Genomic DNA, 20,108 nt, shown 5'->3' with positions numbered 1-20,108 from the left:
TCTTCCGCCTCAGAGCGTGATGCGCTTGTTGTCGTTGATTGTGGCGAGCAGTGTCGCGCGGAGCCGGTCGAGGTAGGCGTCGACGTCGTCCGCGGTTTCGAGGACCTGCCCGTTTCCGGGCAGCGTCAGCTTCTTGATCGACACGGTCTGCTTGGTCGGCGCCGGAGCGGGTTTTGGGGCTGGGTCGGTACCGGGCTGGGGGTTCGGCTCGGAGTTCGGCTCAGGCGCGGGCTTGGCGGCTTCCAGTTCGTCGATGATCTCCGGGTAGATCGTGTCGGCGAAGTGGGCTGCGAGGTTCCTGATGGCCGGGATCTGTGTCTCCTGCCGCACCCGGTCGAGCACGGCCTGCGTTTTGCTCGTCACCGAATGCTGGGCGGTATCGGTTGCGTCGGCGTATGCCCTGCTTTGCGGCACTTGAAGCCAGTAGTCGTTGATCTTGTCGGTGGCGGCGGTACGTTCCGAGTCGATCAATCTGTGCAACTGCTGTTCCAGATCCTCCACCGCGGCACCGAGCTGCCGGGTCTTGTTGCCACGGAATATCTGTGGGTCTTCCAGGGCGGATTCGACGGCGTCGGTGGCGCCGGGGACCAGGTATGCGATGTTGGACTGGTTGTTCTGCATGAAGGCCAGGGCTTTTTCGAATATGCCGCACTGGCTGCCGTTCAGGAAGGCCTTGATCGGGTCGATCACGTTGCCCTTCGCGTCGAGCAGGTCATCAGCGTCACTGAAGTCGGTGATGAACCAGTCCGCCTTGTGTTCACACAGCTCGGCGAGCATCTGGATCGGCTCGTCCAGCTGATCGATGAACGCGAACGGTGAAGCTGTACGCAGAGTCTTCAGTTCTGCGAGTTTGGCTTCCAGGCGTTCTTTGCCGGCCCGCGCGAGTTCCAACGGGTCTTTGGTGACCCCTCCGTCATCGGTGAATTCCACGACGAACTTGCGGAACGCATTCACGATCTTGGCATCGAACACCCGCTGCGGCGCGACGACTATGGCCGAGTAGCTTTGTGTGTTCCGCAGCGCACCGGTGATCTCGGTACGGGCCAGGACCTTCCCGTTCAGTTGGATCTCGATCTTCGACTGCCCGGCAAGGTATGCGACCACCGCGGCGACAGACCACTGATCCCAGCCGAACGGCTTCGCCGTGTACCGATCGATGAGCTGCCGCATGGTGACCTGCTCATGGCGCTTGCGGCGCAGCTCCAGGTGACCGAGCACGTCTCCGCCGGGAACCTCCAGGATGCTCGCCGTCTGCTGGAACAAGCCGTCACCGGCGGGGTTCACGAATCCACCCAGGCTCTGCTCGTTGAAGGTCTTGCCAGCGAGCATCCCGAGGTTCTTGTACGTCGCGGCAATGACCCGCTGGAACCCCTCGTTGATCCGGACCTGTGCGCCGGACGAGCTGACGTCCAGGACGCCGGCGTTGTGGATCAGCGTCGAGTCGCCGACCGCGGTGCGCAACCGTTCGACGATTTCCTTTTCCCGTTCCGCGTTTTGAGTTCCCTTTGCTTGCAGGATCGTCTGCTCGATCGCCGTGCGGCTCGACCCCTGGGCACGCTTGACGTACTTCTCCGTCTTCAGCAGCAGGCGCAGGTCGCCGAGGATACGGTTGGCCTCGGCCGGGAGAACAACGCGCAGTTCGTCCAGCCCGGCGCTGTGGGCCTTGATCTGATCCAGGCTGAATTCGCTTTCAGGGCTGGTGAAGTGGAGCGACAGCTCGTACTGCTTGCCATACGGCGTGCCGTCGAGCTTGTATCCGAAGGGGAAGTTCTGCCCGTTCTTGTAGGTGCTCTTGGTCAGCTTGACCACGGACTCGGCGAGCAGCTTGTTGAGCTTTCCGGAGACCTCGGAGTTGTCGATGTCGACATTCTTGATCTCCTGCTCGATCTTCTGCTCTTCATTGGTCAGATAGTCGTACAGGTCGCCGTTGCGCTGGATGTAGGTCTGCGCCTCCAGTGCATTGAGGGCCGCGTTGACGTCTTTGCCCAGCTGACCGAGATCCGTGCCGAAGTGGTCATAGACGAGCACGGTGAGGTTCCGGGCGGTGGCTTTGAAGGTGTCCACATACTTGACCAGGAACAGGGCCTTCAGCAGCCGGACGGCCAGTGGAGGAAGCGAGGGGCTGCGCTCGGCGTCGTTGATGGCCCGCTGGTTTGCGGACTTCAACGAGGCGCGGATGCCCTCGAACATCTGGTCGAAGGAAGCGAGCGTCCCCAAGGGTTTGTCGGCCAGTTCGGTGGCGACCTGCTGAACAACGCCGAGCATGGAGCGCTCACCGACGGAGCTGTTGCGGCCTTCGAAGATGTTGTGGTCGCTGATGCCTTCGATCGCGGACTGGAACAGCGGGAACTGGTAGCTCACGAATGGGTAAGTGCCCACGAAGTGGGACTCATCCCGGTAGTTCGGGTAGTGACGTCCCTCGACGAAGTTGAAAAGCGTCTTGAAGTTCGCGTGCTCGGCGCTGTAGATCGCCGCGATCTCACCTGTGGCGGACGCGGTCTTGGCGAGTAGTCGCTTCCGGATGACTTCTTCGACATCCTGACTGGTGAGCTTGAGCCGGTTCTTGAAGCGGGCCTGGATCTTGGAAAAGTCGTTGGCCTGCTGCTTGGTGCGGTCTCCGCCGACCTTCTCCATGTCCTCCTGCGAGGTGACGAAGATCCACGCGCGCCCCTTGCACTTCGTCGCAAGGGACTCCGCGATGGTCTGGAGGTTCAGCATGAGCTGGGTGTTGGTGCCGATGAACTGGCCGACCTCGTCGACGAAGAAGTTCAGTCGGTAGCCCTCGGGCTGCCGACCCAGCCAGGCAGCGACCTCGTCAGCGAAGTCCTCGATCGAGACCTTGTAGGTCTGGCTGTACTGGCGGATGATGCCCGGGCTCTCGGAGCCGTTGACCTCGGCGAATGCCTTGTCGATGTTCCCGGTTTCCAGTGCCGCCTGTTCGCGGCCCTGCGACCACGGAATCCCTGCGATGCGCTCGAAGGCGGCCTTGAACTCGGCGTACTGACCACGGGAGTCCAGGTCGCGTTCGAAACGGGCGATGTGCCCTTGATTGCCGTAGTAGCCGCGGGACTCGTCGAAGACCTTCACGAAAACCTTGAGCAACGCGTCGTTCTGGTCCTTCGAGATCAGCGTGGCCTTCTGGTCGATGTTGAACAGAAGACTCTTGGCTGCGATCCGGTCGGCCTTCGCGATCAGGGCAGGCAGGAAGGCGTCATCGGCCTTGGCCCGGAATTGTTCCGAGACCCGGTCCCGTGGATACTCGTGGCCGTCGGTATCACCGAGCAGGTGGGCGAGCATCTTCAACAGGTGTGACTTACCGGAGCCGAAGAAGCCGGAGATCCACACGCCGTTGGCGTTCGTGTAGTTGGTGTAGGCCTCCAGCACATGCTCTACGCCCTTGGCGGCCTCGTTCGTGAGGACATACTCCTCCACCTCGGTGGCGAGCTGGGAGGTGTCATCGGCCTTGATGACACCCTCGATTGCTCGGTCGATCCGCTTAGCGAAGATCTCGTTGATCGTGCGCACGCTCATGCTTCTTGCTCCAGAATGTCCTTGGCCCGGTAATAGCTGTCGCTGGCACCGAGGTTCAGTGCGCGCAGCTGGTGACCGGCTGTCTGAGTGAACTCATAGGTGCCCGGGAACCAGACGAGCATCGGACGCCCGACCACGACGCTTTGCAGGTTCTCCAGCACCGTGTGGGTGCGGATAAAGGGAAATACCTCGCCGATGCCGGTGAGGAAGACCATGTCGCTGGGCTGCTGATCGAGCCGTGCCCGGATGGCGGGTGCGAGGTGGTCATGCGGATCGAGCATGCCCTGCAACACCCCACGGAACTCCGACTTGTCCATCGTTGGCTCGAGGTCGAGGACGCGTTCCCAGACACCGCGGGCCTTCAACAGCTCCACGGTAAGGTCGTAGAGATTGATTTCCACGACACTGCGCCCCTCGTCGCTTTGCAGCTTCGTCTGCACACGGTCACGCATGTCGTCGACGTCGAGTGCCCATGACGGCGGGAAGTGGTAGATGAAGAACGGGACTTCCTTGGACAGGCCTTCCATCTTCAGGAACCGCTCACTGCGCAGCACGTCGTAGACGTGCTTCTCGTCGCTGACGAGGTCCCTTTGGGTGGGACTCATAGCTGCACCTCGTGGTCGAACTCGCTGATCGGCGTCATGGTCGGGAAGAACCGGAGGTCACTAGGGGTCCGGCGGCCGAGTAGCTCGGCGACACGCGCGGAGAGCACCGCAGGGACGATGTCCCCACTCGTGGTGCGCAGTCCTGCCTCGTGGAGCATCCGGAACAGGGTCTGGCGGAGCTTCTGACTGGTCGAAGATTTCAGCTCGTCGAGTTCCGGGTGCCACAGGCTCTTGCCGGTCAGGAAACGGTCGAAGTCCTCGGTGCTCAAGGTGAAGATCATCAGCAGGAAACGTTCGCGGAGAACTTCTTCGGCGAAGTCGCCGATGAAGTCGTAGCGACGGCAGGCCGCAACCCACATGAGATGACGCTGCTCGGTGGGGCTTGCGTCGATGAGCAGCTCGAGTTCACTGTCGCTCAGCACCGACAGACGTTGAACGGTCTCGCGGGTGACACGAGTGCTCGATGAGGACGTGCGTGCTTGTAGCCGGTTTCCCTCTACGATCCGGGTGCGAGTCTCGTCCCAGGAACGGCAACCCAGATATACCTCGGCGACCACCTCGCCCTCACGGACCAAGAGGCCGCCACTCGTGAACGACAATGCATAGCGTGCTCGTGGCTGGTCGGTCACGGCCACAGGGCGTCCTTCCTGTTTTCGGGCAGTAGATCAGGCTATAGGACCGAGCTTGCATACGGGAATGCCTGGCGCACAAGAGAAGACGCGGAGAACGCATTGTTTGCGTACATCGACGGCTGGTGCAACACCCAGCGCATCCAAAAGAAGCTCGACTGGCGGTCACCGGACGAGTACGAAGCCAGCTACTATCAACAGGTTCCCGCCGGAACCTGACAATCCGCTCTCCGGATCAGCGGGGGAACCTCACACCGGCCACGGCGTTGTTCGTGTCGTCGGCGTGGAAGGAACCAGTAGCTATGGTGCCGGATTCACCAGAGCGCTGGCGGCGGAGGGAATTCCGGTCGTCGAGGTCTGCGGGCAAGACAAGGCGACACGGCGTCGACGCGGCAAGTCCGATGCGCTGCACGCGTATTCGGCAGCCCGGGGCCGCGCTGTCCGGCCACGGGGTGTCCGAGCCGCAGGCTGAGCGGATCGGTGTCGTGCGGGCCTTGCTGGGTGCGCGCCGCTCGGCGGTGAAGGCGCGCACCGCTTCGATCAACCAGATCAAGGCCCTGCTGGTGACCGCGCCGGATTCGGTGCGTGACCGATTCCGCAGACTCGCCACCAAACAGCTGATTGCAGCACTGACGCGAATCCGTCCCGGAGCTCAGGCCGACTCGTTGACGGCCGGGACCCTCACGGCTGCAGAGGTTTGCCGAGCGAGTCGCCTTCCTGGACGAGCAGGTCGCCTCGCTGACCGCCGAATTGGACGAGCTGACCGCGGTGCTGTGTCCGGCGTTGCGGTCGGCCTATGGCGTCGGTCCCGACACCGCTGCCCAGCTGCTGGTCACTGCGGGCGACAACCCGGCCCGGCTCAGGAGCGAGGGCTCGTTTGCCGCATTGTGCGGTGCTGCACCAGTCCCAGCGTCGTCAGGAAAGACTGTGCGGCATCGGCTCTCGCGCGGCGGTGACCGTGCTGCCAACAATGCACTGCATCGTATTGCGTTGTGCCGCATGTCCCGGCACGAACCAACCAGAGCATATGCCGCACGACAGAGTCAGGCTGGCCGCTCCAAACCGGAAATTCTGCGACTGCTCAAACGCGCGATCGCTCGCGAGATCTATCGACTGCTGACCCGCACCGTCTGCATCCCCGACTATGGTGAACTGTGCCCGGCCCGGCAGAGCCGCAACATCACCCTCACCGCCGCCGCACGACACCTCGGCGTCTGCCCCGGCACTCTGTCCCGCCTCGAACGCGGCCAATCCTATGACGACCAATTCGCCAACATATACCGAGCATGGCTCGCCTCAGCAGCTTGACCGGGACTGTCGGGTAAACGGCTCTGGCTCACTTCCGGTGGCTCAGCGTGATGGTCTGACGGCACGAGCACGATGCCTTGGTGGGTGTGGTGAATATTGCTGTCGGGCTTGCATTCTCGGGTTTGTCGGCGCTGGTGCTCGACGACGTTGTCGATGAGGGTTCGAGGGTCGTTGTTCGGGCCAGGACGGCGCCGGGCCCTGCGGTGTGCTCGCGCTGCGGCGCGGCGTCGGCGAAGCTCCACAGCTATCACCGTCGGACCGTCGCCGATCTGCCGGTCGATGGCCGCCTGGTGCGGGTGCGGGTGCGGGTGCGGGTTCGGCGGCTGGTCTGCCCGACGCCGCACTGCTGGGGGACCTTTCGTGAGCAGGTTCCCGGCCTGCTCGAACGGTACCAGCGGCGCACCACCCGGCTGACCGGTCAGGTGCGGGCAGTCGTGGGAGAACTGGCCGGACGAGCCCCGGTCCGGCTCCTGGCTACCTTGCCGGTTCGGTTGTCCCGCCACACCGCAGTTCGGGTACTGCTGCGGATCCCCCTCCCACACCGGCCGACTCCTCGGGTAGTCAGCGTGGACGACTTCGCGCTGCGGCGTCGAAATCGCTACGGCACAGCGGTGATCGATGCGGTCACCCACGAACGGGTCGATGTTCTGGGCGATCGTAAGTCCGAAACCTTCGAAGCGTGGTTGCGCGAGCATCCCGGCGTAGACATCGTCGTTCGTGACGGATCGGCGACCTACGCCGAAGCCATCCGCCGGGCCCTGCCCGGCGCGTTGCAGGTCAGCGACCGCTGGCACCTGTGGCCGCGGCTTGGCCCGATCGGTGAGAGAGGTCGTCGCCGCGCACGGCCGGTGCTGGGCTGCGTCCGGCCCTGAACGGCAAACGCTCACCCGTGAGACGACGACATTGCAACGCTGGCATGCGGTGGATGAGCTGCTCGATCAGGGTGTCTGACTGTTGGACTGCGCCCGACGTCTGGGATTGTCGCTGAACACGGTAAAGCGTTATTCCCGCGTTCGTGAGCCGGACCAGCTGCGCCGCCCACCGCAATACCGCGCCTGCCTGGTCGACCCCTACCGCGACCACCTGCGCCACCGCCGCACCGAGGAGCCCGGCGTCGCGGTGCTGCATCTGTTCCACGAGATCAAAGCCCTCGGCTATACCGGCGGCCTGAACCTGCTGCACAAATATCTCAACCAAGGCCGCGCCGAAAACGACCGGATCAGCCCCTCGCCGAGGCGGCTCACCTCCTGGATCATGAGTCGGCCCCACGATCTACCCGCCGGGCGCCGGACTCACCTGGACGAACTTGTCTCCGCCTGCCCCGAGATGACGGACCTGGTCCGGCTCCTCGGTGAGTTCGCCTCGATCCTGGCCGAACGCCGCGGCAGCGACCTGGATGGCTGGATGAAACAGGTCCGCGAGGCCGGGCTGACCGAACTCGACCCGTTCCTGCGCGGCCTCGACCAGGACCACGACGCGGCGGTCGCCGGCCTGACCGTGGCCTACAGCAACGGCCCGATCGAGGGCGTGAACACGAAGACAAAGCTGATCAAGCGACAAATATATGGCCGGGCCAGCTTCGAACTACTCCGACACCGGATCTTGCTGGCATAGCTGGGTCACCACCGGAAGTGAGCCAGAGCCGTCTATCCGACACTCCCTCTGCGAATATTAAGGGGCCGACAGGTTCGCCCTGTCGGGACAGCCCGCGGAGTTCGTCTGCGAGGCCCCGTCAACCAGATCCGCCGATACCGCCGTTCGAAAGTATGCTCGAAAATTGGTATGGGCGTACGAGAATCAGTAGATACTGATCCTCAGGCGCCGCCGATGCGCCCGAGGACGGCGGCGGCGAAGGCGCGATTGTGATACGGCGCGTACGGTCCACGCCCCTTGGTTACAAGGAGTTCAGCGAGGCGTCGGATCGCTGCGGCGAGGGGTAGGCCGAAGAACTGCTCGGCGGCGCCTTCGTCGGAGACGAACCAGTCGACGACGATCCCGTCGCCGCCCGCAGAAGCCAGTCCGGAGCGCTGAAAATGCAACAGTGGAAGGGTAATTTCCAACTGATCCAGGGTGCGAAGGGTCTCTGCGGTGAGCGCGGACTCCGACACGTACATCGCGATGCGGTAGTCCACGATGTCGTTGCTTCCCAGGAACTGCTCGACATACAGCACTTCCATCGGCCCGACGTTCAACGTGAACAGACGCTGCCGCGCGGCGGTCCTGTTCGTGGCGGGGAGCGCACTCAGTGTCTACTGGTCGACCTCCCCGCTGGCGGCGTCGTCGAACGCCTCGGCGAGGTAGTCGGCGATGAGGTCGACGGCGGAATCGAAGAACGGGTCCTGCTGTAACTCGGCGAAGTTCTCGTCGCTGGCGGAGGGGTGGAGTGTGTTCATGGGAGTCCTGGGGTCACTCGAAGTAGTCCTCGTCGACCTCGACGACCGTGAAGGTCTGACGCGTTTGGACGCCGACGCCGTAGCGGATCATCAGCTCGGCGAGGCGCCTGCCGTCGATGAGGATGATGCGGGTGCCGATGTTCTGCGCGTACTCGCGGGCACCCGACGTGAAGGCGCTCGTGGTAATGAAGACGCCGCGGGCGGCTCCGACGCCGTGCAACGCGCCGACGAATGCCTGGATCTCCGGCCGACCGACGGTGTTTTCCGCGGCGTAGCGCTTGGCCTGCACGTAGATGCGTTCGAGGCCGAGCGGGTCCTGATCGATGACGCCGTCCACTCCCCCGTCACCGGACCCGCCGATCCGGGCGGCCCGGCCTTCGGTGCCGCCGTATCCCATGGCGACGAGAACGTCGAGTACCGAATGTTCGAGGAACGCCGGATCCTGACTGCGGAGCCGTGCCAGCAGGTCGGCGGCGACCTCGGCATGGAGGCGTTCGACACCACGCTCGATCTGCTCGAGTGGGTCGACTACTTCGTCGGCGACCTGCGCGGCGGCTACGGCGTCGCCGTTCGAGGAGCCTGTCCGCACCGGTGTGTAGTCCTGATACTCGGGTAGCGCTTTCAGGATCTTCTCGGTGATCCCTGCGGGGTGAGCTTCGAGCAGTGCTCGGCCCGCATCGGTGATGACGAAGGTAGCGCGGGCTGGCTTGTCGACGAGCTTCGCGCGGTACAGCCCGCTGAGCGCCCACCCGATCCGGTTGTCAGCGCGCCCCTGCCCCGACGGCAGCACCTCGGCCCGCTGCTCGGCCGTCAGCCCGACATGGTTCTCCACCGCCGTATGCAGGTCGCGCTTACGCCAGATATCGCCGTCGGCAAGGACTTCCAGTACCGGCGTGAGAAAGCCCGACCACACCGGCATCGCCGATACCGGCGCGGTCACAGCTCGCCTCGGAAGGCGCGGAATTGGAGGGATGCGAAGAGGGAGTCGAGTTCAGCGAGGGTGGTGCGGTGGCACGTACCCATCGACACGACGCTTTCCGGGGTTTGCACGAACTGACCCTAGACTTCTGTTGGTAGCACTACAATTGAGGCCCCCACCTGCGCTGCACTGATCGTGTTCAGTCCCGACATTGTCTTCGCCGAGCGGAGAAGGGCCTGCGCTCTCCAGTGGATCCAGATAGTAGGCGGCAAACTGCGGATGGATCACGTCATGGCACCGCACACGAATCAAGTGGTTCTGATGCGTTACCTGCCCCCTATCCCATAGCCGACGGACTGGTCGTGGTTGAATCCGTGCCTCCCGGACCCATGCCGTGATCTGCCACAGATCTCGATCGGTCGGCTGCCAGTGCCGACCGCGGCGCGGGGCCTTCTTCGTCGACGGTGCCGAGTCGATCGGCGAGCCGATACGTCGCTTCTCGTGGCGTCCTCTTGGCGCTGAGGCAATTCCGGGACAATGTAATCGGCGAGTTTGTAAGGTTTCACATCGTGACGTCTCCGATGCTCTCGCGCGGACAGAACCTCACCCTGCCCGCAGCCGCACGCCGTGTCGACGTGATCATCGGCTGGGCCGACTCCACCGCCGAGGTGGACGCTTCCGCACTGCTACTCGGAGCCGACCAGAAGGTCAGATCCGATACCGATTTCGTCTTCTACAACCAGCCACGCTCGGTCGATGGCTCCGTGCGGTTCCACGGCACCGATGCGAGATCGGGCAACCAGGCGCGGATCGAGATCGAGTTGCCCGCGGTACCCGAAGACGTGCACACCATTGCGCTCGTCGGCAGCATGGATTCCGGCAATTTCGGCGCACTCGGCAAGCTGTCGTTGACCATCCTCGACGACACAGGCATGCCACTGGCTCGGTTCGTCACCTCCGAGGCCACCACCGAGTCCGCGTTCCTGTTCGGCGAGATCTACCGCCGCGCGGGCGCGTGGAAGGTCCGTGCTGTCGGGCAGGGCTGGGACTCCGGATTGGCAGGTCTGGCTACAGACTTCGGTGTGTCGATCGACGACGATGCCGACTCGGAAGCCGTCCCGAAGGGAACGCCGAAGTCGCATCCCGAGCACCCTGTCGGCTCGGCTTATCGACTGTGGGGACAGAACCGGAGCTGGCAGAGCTACGAGTTGACTATAGAAAAGGAGTTCCTGCCGGCGCTCCGCAGCTTGTATCCGCCGGAGCTTACCGACCACGACGGTCGCCTCTCCCCTGAGGTTCAGCTGATCCCCGAACCGGACAGCCCCCGAGGGGCGTGGGCGGTGTCCGTTCGGACCGGCGGCCGGACCATCGGATACCTTCAGGCCGACGACGCACGGAACTGGGCGGCGGTCCTCAACCGCATCATCGCATCGGGGTTCCTTCCCACGACATCGAGCAAGATCTGGGTCCGCGAGTACGACGACTGGGACGGCGGGCCAGAACTTCACGCGAATGTGCTGATTGGGATCGAAGACCCGGACCTGGCGATCCCTGTGAACGATCCGCCGAACGTCGCCTATACCTTGCTGCCTCGTTCGGGAATCGTCCAGGTGACCAAGGAGCACGAACACTTCGACGCGCTGTTGAAATTCGTACCCGAGGGCGGAATCGGACTGCTCTTCGTCACCTTGCACGAGAATTCCGCGGAGGGCAGCCGAGCCAAACCGCATGTCGAAGTACGCATCGACGGGGACCGGATAGGGCAGTTGACTCCGCAGATGAGCCAGCGCTTCCTGCCGATGATCCGGCATCTGGAGTCGCGGGGGCTGCTCACCACGTGCTGGGGCGAGATCACCGGATCGGCGGTCGCTGCCACGGTGCGAATCGACGCGATCAAGGCGAACGAAGCGAGTCCGGACGTCCTGGACGGACCACCGGTCACTGTCCCCCGCCTGCTCCCCGCGTTGCGCGATCCCCGTGCTTACGACCTGACAGCCATGCTCGCCCACCTCGCGCCGCTACCGCCCACACCACCGCCTCCGCCGAGACCGATTCCGCTCGAGCCCCCGGACGGTGCGGTCGTCCGCTTCACAAGAGGCGGGCACTACACCTACGTCGCGGTCCGCCGCGGAAGCCACTGGGAGACAACCTCATCGATGGGCGGTCCGATCGACGAGGTGATGGACTGGCCGGAACTGACATCCCGAGTCCGCACGTTCGACATCGCGACTGACTGGGCGCCGGTCGGAAAGCACGGCGACGCACGAGTCCGCGAACACCTTGCCGTCGTGCGCTTCACGATCGGCTCGAACTACCTGGCCGCCCTCAATATCGACAAGTACGGCCGCGCGGAGGGCGACTGGTACACCACGGTCACCCGACGCACCTCGTCCCACCTGCCCCTCGGCGACCTGGCCGATTGGTCCGATATCACCGAGCACGGCACGCACATTCAGGTGGCAACAGGTTGGCGACAACTCGAGTGAATCCGGCGGAACACTCCGCGACAAGCATGCCGGTCACGACGCCACCTACAGCCGACCACAGGCGAGGAGATCGGTAGAAGTGTCGCGGACCCGAAGCGGCCGGTAGCCGGTGAGTTCGGAGCCGGGCCATTTACCCATCCAGCTCAATCCGCATCGCCCGTTCGATGATCGACCGCGCCTGCCGCGCGCTGACGCTCACCTCGCCGACCGACTCGGCGCCATTGGCAGAAACTACAGAACCTATCGATATACTCTCGACGCGTCCGCGGTAGCCGGAGGGGGAGATCATGACGACAGGTGACACACCGCTGCATGTGGTGCCAGAGGAAGTGAAGGCGGTCGGCAGGTTCGCCTATGACGTGGCCGAGCAGCTGAGGTCGGGCTCGGTGTCGTTGGACCGTGAAGTTCAGGCGCTGTTCGGTAGTTGGAAGGGCAGCGCCGCCGATGCGTACCGCGCCGGTTGGGACGACATGCAGGACGGCGCGCTGAAAGCGTGGGACGCACTCACCGACCTGGCAGCGAAGCTCGGTGTCACCTCCTCGGCGTTTCAGAACCGGGACGACGCGAACGCGTCGTCGTTCAGCTCTCTGCAGTTGGACTGACGACATGTCCGCCCAGTTCGAGTTCGACCTCGATCACATCGACCAGGTGACCGCCCGCGCCCGCGGCTTCAAGGAGTTCTTCGCCGACCATCTCGATCAATTGGAAAGCCGCGTGCAGGACCTGGTGAACGCCGGGCGATGGACGGGTGAAGCAGCAGCAGCTTACGCCGAGGAGCATCAGGACTGGATGGCCGCGGCGCGTGAGTTGCTCGACGGACTGGAGCAGATGGAGCAGGCGGCACAGGCAGCCCGCGATTCCTACGCGAACGCGCTGGATGTGAACCGGCGAATGACGGGGGGATGACATGGCCGTTGTCGCACCGCAGTCGTACTACACCGCTGCGGACGCTTGTTACAAGCTGTCAAAGGAGTTTCAGGCCGCCTATAACCCGTTGCAGACAGCTCTTCTGGAAACCGGCGGTATGGCCGGAAGCTACCAAGCTGTGAAGGCGTGGTCCGTCAGCTATGACGAACGCGCCGGCGCCTTCACCACCGCGGCAACCAACTTCGCCAGGGCCCTGCAGCATTTCGGCGATATCCTCATCGCGTCCGGCTACAACTGGGAATGCGCCAACTATGCGGCCAATCGTGATCCGAACAAGGGGGTCGGCCCATCGTGTCCGCGAACGATTCCGTCCGAACTGCCCTATGGCGCTGGGATTGTCGTCGGTGTGGCGTCATCGAGAGACAACGGTAGTGGTCTCGAGTCCGAATTCCCCGAGTTGTACGAGAAGGTCATCGCCAAGCTTGCGGGCGGTGAGATCCCCGACGGCGACACCGACAAACTGGATCGTGCCGCCAAAGCATGGAAAGCATTCGCTGGCGACAACACGATCTTCGGAGCGGAAGCCCGGCTGCGCGCCGTCGCCGACGGGTTGGCCAAGTTCGACGCACCCGATATACAGAACCTGACCGACCACCTCAGGACATTGTCGAAGAACGCCGGCGAGATCAAGCTGGCGGCCGACGATCTCGCCGGTGCAACTGCCAGCCACCACGCAGCGCTTGTCGGCGTCCGTGCGGACATCAACACCCAGGTGGCGGCGACGCTAGTCGCCGCATCGGTCGTGATCGCTGTAACCGTGGTGTGGATTCGCAATCCCAGAGCCGCAACGGTGGAAGGCCCCGCCCTCGACAGCGCCGCGACGGCCATCGCACGTGTAATCGGAACGTTCTTCACGGCGTTGAGCGGAATCAAGTTCAGCGCGGCAGCACTGGCTACGACCGCGCTGGCCACCATCACTGGACTGACTATCCTGTCCATCGCCGGTGACGCGACGTTCAATTCCAACTACAAGCCGCCAGCCAATGCGTATGACCCTAATGGGCCGAAGGCCCCGGGCCGTCCGGGCGAGGCGGAAGGATTCGTGCCACCTAAAGACGGTGACAAGTGGGTCCCCAACCCGAACGGTAAGGGGTCCGGCTGGCTCGACGCGGATGGGCGTGTGTGGGTGCCAACCGGTCAAGGCTCGACAGCGCACGGCGGCCCGCACTGGGACGTGCAAGAGAAGAAAGGTGGTTATACGAACGTGTACCCAGGCGGGAAGGCGCGATGAACAGCACCGGCACCGTGGTCATCGAGGCCACCGGCGTCACCTACTACTCGCCGCAAGACGAGGCGGCGTTTTTCGGGTGGCTCGACAAGATCTCCTGCATCGAGTCCTACCAAGGACGGGTGCGCACCTTGTACCTCACCGTAGACCTCGATGCGGTCGATGAAGACGGGTTGCGCGAGCTCGTAGCGCTCTACCGCAGGTACAACATCAATCTGAAGGAATTACGGGTCCTCGACGCGGACCGGGTCGGCCCCTGGTTCAGCGACCCCGATCGCTGGTGGCACGCGGAAGTCTTCGAATAGCAGCCGATCCGGTTTTCGGTTCCGACCACCTTCTTGCCCGACGGTTGTCGGCGGCCCACCATTCCGACGGAAGACACCGCCGTCTAGCCCTCACGCCAGGGGCAGGATCTGTCGTTGATGAAGCACGTGTGGGTAGTGGTCGACTCCCCCTCCGGACACAGACATTGCGTTACGTCGCCCGCTCTACCTGCGCTTATGCAGGAAGGGTGCGAATGGCTTTGAGTCGCATTAGTGCAGAACCGCAGGTAGAGGCCCTGTGGGGGTTCAATTCGGGTTCAACTGAGAAAAGCCAAAGAAGCGGCGCGTGGACCGGCGGATCATGGGTAGTCATATCGCGGATGTCTTTCCAGCTCTCCGGATATCGGTCGAGACCCTCCCTTGAGATGCGGCCCCGCATCACGCGTTTATGTGGCTGGTCGGGTTGAGCGAAGTATCGGTCGCCCAGCTCGCGGCCGCGGCGCGGATTGTCGAGATCGCCAGTGTGCAGAACCTGTACAACCTCAGCGAGCGGCGCTCACAGGATGTCCTCGAATACGCCGAAAAGCACGAGATCGGCTTCATCCCGTGGTTCCCGCTGGCCACCGGAAACCTCACCGGCGGTGACAGCGCTGCGGGTGCGATTGCCCGCGACCGCGGTGTATCGCCGTCGCAGGTGGCGTTGGCCTGGCTGCTGGCGGCTTCGCCGGTGGTGCTGCCGATCCCCGGCACGTCATCGCAAGCCCACCTACGCGAGAACGTCGCTGCGGCGGCGATCCACCCCACCGGCGACGAGGTCGCGCGACTCGATGGAAAGGCTTAGAGCGGTGATCGAATCTGCAATATTGGTATAGCAGGTGTTGACGTCGTACATGACCGGCCGACACCGGTCGGGCTCCGTTCAGCGACGGTCGAACCGGAGGAGGCGCGATGCGACCGGGATCGTTGTGGGGACGGACCGAACTGATGACCCGCGCACTTGCTGTCGTCCGCAGTGCCCGTCGGCACGAGCTGGGCGCAGTGGTGACGATCGGCGGGCCGGCCGGGATCGGCAAGACCGCGCTGACAGCGGAGATCTGCCGCCAAGCCGCACGCACCGGTCTGCGAGTCATCGACGGGCGATGCGACGAAATACAGCAGGTTTCGCCGGGAGCTCCCTGATCGCGATGCTCCGGACCGGACGAGATCCGCTGATCAGCCGGTCGGCGTACGCGCAGCTGATCCGTGCGGCGCAGGAGCCGCTGCTGGCGGCTGATCACATCGCCGATCACCTGGAGCAAGCTACCGAGAGCGGACCGCTGCTCATATCGGTGGACGATCTTCACAATGCCGACGCCACAAGTCGATTCCTGTTGCGCGCGCTGATCCCCCGTACCGCTTCGATACCGATCGTCTGGGTGCTTGCGGGTCGCGACGACGCAGTCCTGGACGATCTCGTCGGGCCCGATTCCATCCGGGTCGAGCAGCTGCGTCTGTCGGTGCTTACCACCCCCGACCTGATCGCGCTGGCTGCCGACCGTCTCGGGCATGAACCCGGGGGAAGCCTGATTCGATACCTCGAAGCGACCGGTGGCAACCCTGGACTGGCGTGTCGGCTAATCGACCGTGTAGCCCGTGGGGAATCCGACTCCGTCCCCGCTGAATTCGCCGCCGCCGTCGCCGGTCGAATCGCCCAAACGGATGAGGCGGCTCGAGACGTAGTGCGCCTGCTGGCCATCGCCGACAAACCGCTGCGGGTGGGCGAGATCGCGGCGCTGCTCCCCGGGAGTGTCGACTATGAACGGTTGATAAGCGATGCCCTCGAATCCGGATTGCTCAGCGTGGCCGGCGAGACCCTGGTCTGTCGCCATGATCTGGTCCGGAACGCGATAGCCGATTCCATCCCTGACCGTGCGGCGCGGCCAGTCCATCAGGCGTTGGCGTCGTACTACCTCGCCGATGTCGACCGCAGAGCTCGCCGCGGCGCGAAACCCGGGGGTGGCCAGTTTCGTGGACGCGGCCGACATCGCTGCGGTCGTGGCCGAGACGCTACTCGCCCCCGAGGTCCATGCGGGGCCCGGTACGCGCCCACCGGCCCGCAGGCCCTCACGGTCGGCGAAGTCGCCGACATCATCACCGCCGTGACCGGACAGTCGGTCACGCACCAGGACCTCGACCCCGAGGCCTGGATCGGCGGTGCCGTCGCCGCCGGGATCGTGCCCGCCGACTACGCGGTGATGCTGCGGTGGCTGACCGCCACCATCCGCACCGGCCACGGCTCCACACCCAATGACGACATCGAGAAAGTCACCGGCCACCAGGCGAGCACCACCCCGAGGATTTCGCGGCCCTCGACCCGTTCTTCCGGATCATCCAGCAGGGCCTCGCGGGCCTGGTCGATGGGGAGCACTTCTTCGACCTCCTGGCAGAGGACGTCGTTGTCGAATACGTGGTCTCCGTCCCCGGCTAACCACGCCGAGTCGAGGGACGCCGCGCGGTCGCCGACCTCTACCGCGGGTACGGCGACGCGATAGCCCTGACCAGCGCGGACGAGCTGGCAGTCCATCACGACCACGATAAGTCAATGGTCGTGCTGGAGTACGCCGTGCACGGGCTGACCGTCCACACCGGACACGCCTACGACAACCACTTCGTCTCCGCCATCACCATCAAGGACCGCCAGGTGACGCACTGGCGCGACTATCTCGACCCCGTCGCCGTCTTCCGAGCCCTCGGATGGCCGACAGAGCCTAACTGACGAGGCGAGCTCCGGCCCCGCTGTGACGCACGAAGTCAGATAGGTCCATCGGGCTCCGAATCCGACGAGGGCGACGGCGAGGGCTGGCTCACGGTGTGGACGGACGCGTTTCGGTCCAGTCGACCATGAGTCGGCGTTCCGCGAAGAGCCACTCGTCTGCTTGCTTTACGAACTGGTCGAGGTAACGGATGGAGGCGATCATGAGGCTGCGTTGGCCCGCTTCGTCGAACGAGATGTGGTGCGCCAGGCAGTAGCTTTCTCCGGTGGCGCGATCACCGTCCAGCTCGATCGTGCTCTGTCCGTTGAAGTGCGTGGTCGTCGCATAGGTGTTCAGGTTGTCGAATACCGGGACGATGGCGTCGCGTCCACGCAGGTCCTGCGCCGGTTCGGAGGATGTGGCGTCCATATACACCACGAAGTGGGTGTCAGGGGTGAACAGGGCCAACTGTCCTTTGGAGTCACGGCGGTCGGCGCAGTGGGCGTAGGCGTCGATCAGTTCGCCGATGGCGAGGCGGTCCGCCGCTTCCTGCGTCGAGATCGTGGGATGCACGCCCATGAGGTTCCCTTCCTGCCTGGCGAAGCACTATTTGACAGATGTACGAGCGGGCATTACTCGGGCCACGGTCTACAACCATTGCGACGGCCCCACCGAACTGCTCGTCCGGGTGCTGTACGCAGATCTCGAGCGCGGACATCGGCTCGAGGCGGCCCAGCGCTCCGAAGACCGGTATTCGGCCGCCGAGTTGACGCGGATGGCCACCGACGAAGTCATCGAGCACGTGCTGCGTTCGAGGCGATCTATCGGCGAGCACTCGGTGATCCCGCCGATCGTATCGTGTACGAGGCTCTGGTACAGCAACTTCACCGAGTATGCGATGGCTCATATCGCCCACTGCGACCATCCCAGCCTTCTGTCAACCAACCGGCACCTGATGGCGAAGTTCGTTGCTCACGGTTTGCCGGCGCGATCACGGCATGGCTCGCCGACGACACCGCCACCAAGGCGGACCTGGTCGACGCGGCCACCGCCTGTGCGCCCCTCTGGTAGGACTGACGGCGCGGGTGGCGTTCGTTTTCGAGTTCGAAGGGGTTCCGGAAGACCCGCCGTGACGAGAGAAGCCGCAGTTGACGGCTGGTGTGGCGGACGGATCGTTAGTGCTCGACCGATTCGGTGGAAGTGCGCGCGGTGTTGCAGCGCGATGAGTAGTGTCTCCTTCGTCATTGCGCTTACTACCCGCCGCCAGCAGCCTGCTGTGGATTGTGTGGCCTTCGGCTGGAGAAATGGCGATAGGCCGAATTCCTGTGCGCACACGATGACAGCTCGCTCGGCTTGCTGGCGCCTGCTGGCGAAGGGAGCTGTCGAGTTCTATGACCGAGAAATCGACCGTGCACAGCGTGACATACGAATTGTTGAGGTCGCTGGATCTAACGACCATCTTCGGTAATCCAGGATCCACCGAGGAGACCTTCCTCAAGAACTTCCCGGACGACTTCACCTATGTGCTGGGTCTGCAAGAAGCATCCGTTATCGCCATGGCCGATGCCTTCGCCCAGACCACCCGGCGTCCGGCACTGGTGAACCTGCACTCCTCCGCGGGTCTCGGCAATTGCCTCGGCAACCTGGTCGCGGCCTACCACGGGCACACCCCACTGATCGTCACCGTCGGCCAGCAACACCGCGAACTGCTGATCGGCGAGCCCTACCTGGCCAACCGCGACGCCGCGAACATGCCGAGGCCGTGGGTGAAGTGGTCCTACGAGCCCGCGCGCGCCGAGGCCGTCCCCGAGGCGTTCATGCGCGCCTACGCGATGGCGGTGCAACCGCCCGCGGGACCGGTGTTTCTGTCCATTCCGCTCGACGACTGGAACCAACCGCTGGAAGGGCCAGCGGTCGTGCGCGATGTCAGCACGGTCTACGCGCCTGATCCCGAGCGGCTGCGGCGCTTCGCCGCGCGCATCAGCGGCAGTCAGCGGCCGGCCCTGATTCTTGGGCCCGACGTCGACCGCGCTCGAGGATGGCAGGCCGGCATCGCGCTGGCCGAGAAATTACGGGCCGCGGTCTACAGCCTGCCACTGCCGGACCGCCTCGTTCCCCGAGGACCACCCCTGTACCAGGTTTCGGTCGGCATGTCGGTCAAGGCGGTCGGCAAGCGGCTGGCCGGACACGATCTCGTGGTGGTCATCGGGGCCGAGGTCTTCCGCTACTACCCCTACGTGCCCGGCGACATCCTCCCCGCTGGGACGGAACTGCTGCAGATCACCGACGACCCAGCGGTCGCCGCAGCCGCCCGGACCGGGAACAGCCTCCTCGGCGATGCCCGGCTGTCGATCGAACTCCTCACCGAGTTGGTCGGTGACGGCAGCGGCCGTACGCAGCCCAAGCCCTTGCCACGTCCCAGGGAGTTGCCGGAAAACCCGAGCAGTCCGCTGACGCCGGCCGAGGTGTACGCGGCGCTGAGCATGGTCCGTCCGGAGCACGCCGTCTACGTCAACGAGTCCACCTCGACGATGGCCCAACACGCCGAGTGGCTGCCCACCATCGAACCCGACTCGTTCTTCGCCACCGCCAGTGGGGGAATCGGCTGGGCTGTGCCTGCCGCCGTCGGCGTCGCGTTCGGCGACCGAAACCGTGGTGTGAGTCGTCCGGTCATCGGTTTGATCGGGGACGGGTCGTTCCAGTACTCGGTCCAGGGGCTGTGGACCGCGGCACAGCACAACCTGCCGATCGTGTATGTCGTGATGCGTAATCACGAGTACTCGATCCTCAAATCCTTCGCCGACCTGGAACAGACACCAGGTGTGCCCGGGCTCGACCTACCCGGCCTGGACATCGCCTCGGTGTCACGGGGACTGGGCTGCCACGCCGTCGACGTCACCTCCACCGGAGACCTCGAAAAGGAAGTCCAGCTCGCACTGGAAGCCGGCACCACCACAGTGATCGTGGTGACCACCCAACCGGAGAAGGCCACGCTTTGACATGCTCGTCTACACCTGCACCACTCGTTCGCGGAAGCGTTCCGGTGAGATGTAGAACGTTCGAAGGATCACTCCGCACGGAAGGAAT

General features: G+C 64.2%; 20 protein-coding genes and 1 pseudogene. 12 read left to right on the top strand and 9 right to left on the bottom strand.

Annotated elements, in window-relative coordinates; all coding sequences use genetic code 11:
* Positions 1 to 9: 9 nt before the first annotated feature.
* From brxC to ON21_RS13305, 3 genes are read right to left on the bottom strand one after another with little or no spacing between them, the layout of a single operon-like run.
* Complete coding sequence (gene brxC, locus ON21_RS13315; RefSeq protein WP_039798161.1) at positions 10 to 3,531, bottom strand: BREX system P-loop protein BrxC; 3,522 nt, start codon at positions 3,529 to 3,531, stop codon at positions 10 to 12.
* Complete coding sequence (locus tag ON21_RS13310) at positions 3,528 to 4,136, bottom strand: DUF1788 domain-containing protein (RefSeq protein WP_039798160.1); 609 nt, start codon at positions 4,134 to 4,136, stop codon at positions 3,528 to 3,530. Before ON21_RS13310 ends, brxC begins: the two co-directional genes overlap by 4 nt.
* Positions 4,133 to 4,765, bottom strand: a complete 633-nt coding sequence (locus tag ON21_RS13305) for a DUF1819 family protein (RefSeq protein WP_086006416.1) — start codon at positions 4,763 to 4,765, stop codon at positions 4,133 to 4,135. The genes ON21_RS13310 and ON21_RS13305 overlap by 4 nt, the downstream gene beginning before the upstream one ends.
* Here ON21_RS13305 and ON21_RS40990 point away from each other — a divergent pair.
* The 3 genes and pseudogenes from ON21_RS40990 (at position 4,676) to ON21_RS40985 (ending at position 7,687) form a co-directional block, all read left to right on the top strand.
* Complete coding sequence (locus ON21_RS40990) at positions 4,676 to 4,984, top strand: IS3 family transposase (RefSeq protein ID WP_157170836.1); 309 nt, start codon at positions 4,676 to 4,678, stop codon at positions 4,982 to 4,984. The two genes, ON21_RS13305 and ON21_RS40990, sit on opposite strands and share 90 nt — an antisense overlap.
* Before the next feature lie 531 nt (positions 4,985 to 5,515).
* Positions 5,516 to 6,073, top strand: coding sequence for a transposase (locus ON21_RS36990; RefSeq protein WP_157170826.1), 558 nt, complete (start codon positions 5,516 to 5,518; stop codon positions 6,071 to 6,073).
* An 80-nt stretch (positions 6,074 to 6,153) separates the two neighbouring features.
* Positions 6,154 to 7,687 (top strand): annotated as a pseudogene (locus ON21_RS40985) (ISL3 family transposase).
* A gap of 200 nt (positions 7,688 to 7,887) precedes the next feature.
* Here ON21_RS40985 and ON21_RS40045 read toward each other — a convergent pair.
* The 3 genes from ON21_RS40045 to ON21_RS13280 all read right to left on the bottom strand — a co-directional run bounded on the left by ON21_RS40045 (position 7,888) and on the right by ON21_RS13280 (position 9,406).
* Positions 7,888 to 8,250: a hypothetical protein gene (locus ON21_RS40045; protein ID WP_245562587.1), complete on the bottom strand. Its 363-nt coding sequence runs from the start codon at positions 8,248 to 8,250 to the stop codon at positions 7,888 to 7,890.
* A 72-nt stretch (positions 8,251 to 8,322) separates the two neighbouring features.
* On the bottom strand, positions 8,323 to 8,466 hold the full coding sequence (locus tag ON21_RS40040; RefSeq protein ID WP_245562586.1) for a hypothetical protein: 144 nt from the start codon (positions 8,464 to 8,466) through the stop codon (positions 8,323 to 8,325).
* Positions 8,467 to 8,479: 13 nt separating this feature from the next.
* Entirely contained in the window at positions 8,480 to 9,406 is a 927-nt protein-coding gene (locus tag ON21_RS13280) for a restriction endonuclease (protein WP_245562585.1), read from the bottom strand.
* A gap of 548 nt (positions 9,407 to 9,954) precedes the next feature.
* Here ON21_RS13280 and ON21_RS13275 point away from each other — a divergent pair.
* The 7 genes from ON21_RS13275 to ON21_RS13245 all read left to right on the top strand — a co-directional run bounded on the left by ON21_RS13275 (position 9,955) and on the right by ON21_RS13245 (position 15,468).
* Positions 9,955 to 11,871 (top strand): TerD family protein, encoded by a 1,917-nt coding sequence (locus tag ON21_RS13275; RefSeq protein WP_086006412.1) that lies wholly within the window; start codon positions 9,955 to 9,957, stop codon positions 11,869 to 11,871.
* A 287-nt stretch (positions 11,872 to 12,158) separates the two neighbouring features.
* A complete protein-coding gene (locus ON21_RS13270; protein ID WP_086006411.1) occupies positions 12,159 to 12,473 on the top strand; it encodes a WXG100 family type VII secretion target in 315 nt (104 codons plus the stop codon).
* 4 nt (positions 12,474 to 12,477) lie between these two features.
* A complete protein-coding gene (locus tag ON21_RS13265; protein ID WP_039798157.1) occupies positions 12,478 to 12,777 on the top strand; it encodes a WXG100 family type VII secretion target in 300 nt (99 codons plus the stop codon).
* 1 nt (position 12,778) lies between these two features.
* The gene (locus ON21_RS13260; protein ID WP_039798156.1) at positions 12,779 to 14,029 is read left to right on the top strand and encodes a polymorphic toxin type 37 domain-containing protein; all 1,251 of its coding nucleotides are present in this window, start codon (positions 12,779 to 12,781) and stop codon (positions 14,027 to 14,029) included.
* Positions 14,026 to 14,331 (top strand): hypothetical protein, encoded by a 306-nt coding sequence (locus ON21_RS13255; protein WP_039798155.1) that lies wholly within the window; start codon positions 14,026 to 14,028, stop codon positions 14,329 to 14,331. The genes ON21_RS13260 and ON21_RS13255 overlap by 4 nt, the downstream gene beginning before the upstream one ends.
* Before the next feature lie 421 nt (positions 14,332 to 14,752).
* Positions 14,753 to 15,130 (top strand): aldo/keto reductase, encoded by a 378-nt coding sequence (locus ON21_RS13250; RefSeq protein WP_245562584.1) that lies wholly within the window; start codon positions 14,753 to 14,755, stop codon positions 15,128 to 15,130.
* A 107-nt stretch (positions 15,131 to 15,237) separates the two neighbouring features.
* Positions 15,238 to 15,468 (top strand): ATP-binding protein, encoded by a 231-nt coding sequence (locus ON21_RS13245; protein ID WP_039798154.1) that lies wholly within the window; start codon positions 15,238 to 15,240, stop codon positions 15,466 to 15,468.
* Between the two features lie 434 nt (positions 15,469 to 15,902).
* Here ON21_RS13245 and ON21_RS13240 read toward each other — a convergent pair whose 3' ends face one another.
* Positions 15,903 to 16,562, bottom strand: a complete 660-nt coding sequence (locus tag ON21_RS13240) for a hypothetical protein (protein WP_039798153.1) — start codon at positions 16,560 to 16,562, stop codon at positions 15,903 to 15,905.
* Positions 16,514 to 16,861, bottom strand: a complete 348-nt coding sequence (locus ON21_RS40035) for a hypothetical protein (protein ID WP_245562583.1) — start codon at positions 16,859 to 16,861, stop codon at positions 16,514 to 16,516. The genes ON21_RS13240 and ON21_RS40035 overlap by 49 nt, the downstream gene beginning before the upstream one ends.
* A gap of 9 nt (positions 16,862 to 16,870) precedes the next feature.
* On the opposite strand from ON21_RS40035, the gene ON21_RS40030 reads away from it, so the two are divergent.
* Entirely contained in the window at positions 16,871 to 17,044 is a 174-nt protein-coding gene (locus tag ON21_RS40030; RefSeq protein WP_245562582.1) for a nuclear transport factor 2 family protein, read from the top strand.
* Between the two features lie 88 nt (positions 17,045 to 17,132).
* Here the strand turns inward: ON21_RS40030 and ON21_RS13225 are convergent, their stop codons facing one another.
* On the bottom strand, positions 17,133 to 17,600 hold the full coding sequence (locus tag ON21_RS13225) for a nuclear transport factor 2 family protein (protein WP_051020754.1): 468 nt from the start codon (positions 17,598 to 17,600) through the stop codon (positions 17,133 to 17,135).
* An 812-nt stretch (positions 17,601 to 18,412) separates the two neighbouring features.
* On the opposite strand from ON21_RS13225, the gene mdlC reads away from it, so the two are divergent.
* Entirely contained in the window at positions 18,413 to 20,020 is a 1,608-nt protein-coding gene (mdlC, locus tag ON21_RS13220) for a benzoylformate decarboxylase (RefSeq protein ID WP_039798151.1), read from the top strand.
* Positions 20,021 to 20,108: the final 88 nt, after the last annotated feature.

Origin of the sequence: Nocardia araoensis NBRC 100135 (assembly GCF_000308435.1) — a bacterium.
GTDB lineage: Bacteria > Actinomycetota > Actinomycetes > Mycobacteriales > Mycobacteriaceae > Nocardia > Nocardia araoensis.
This window is presented reverse-complemented; position numbering and strand designations above follow the sequence as displayed.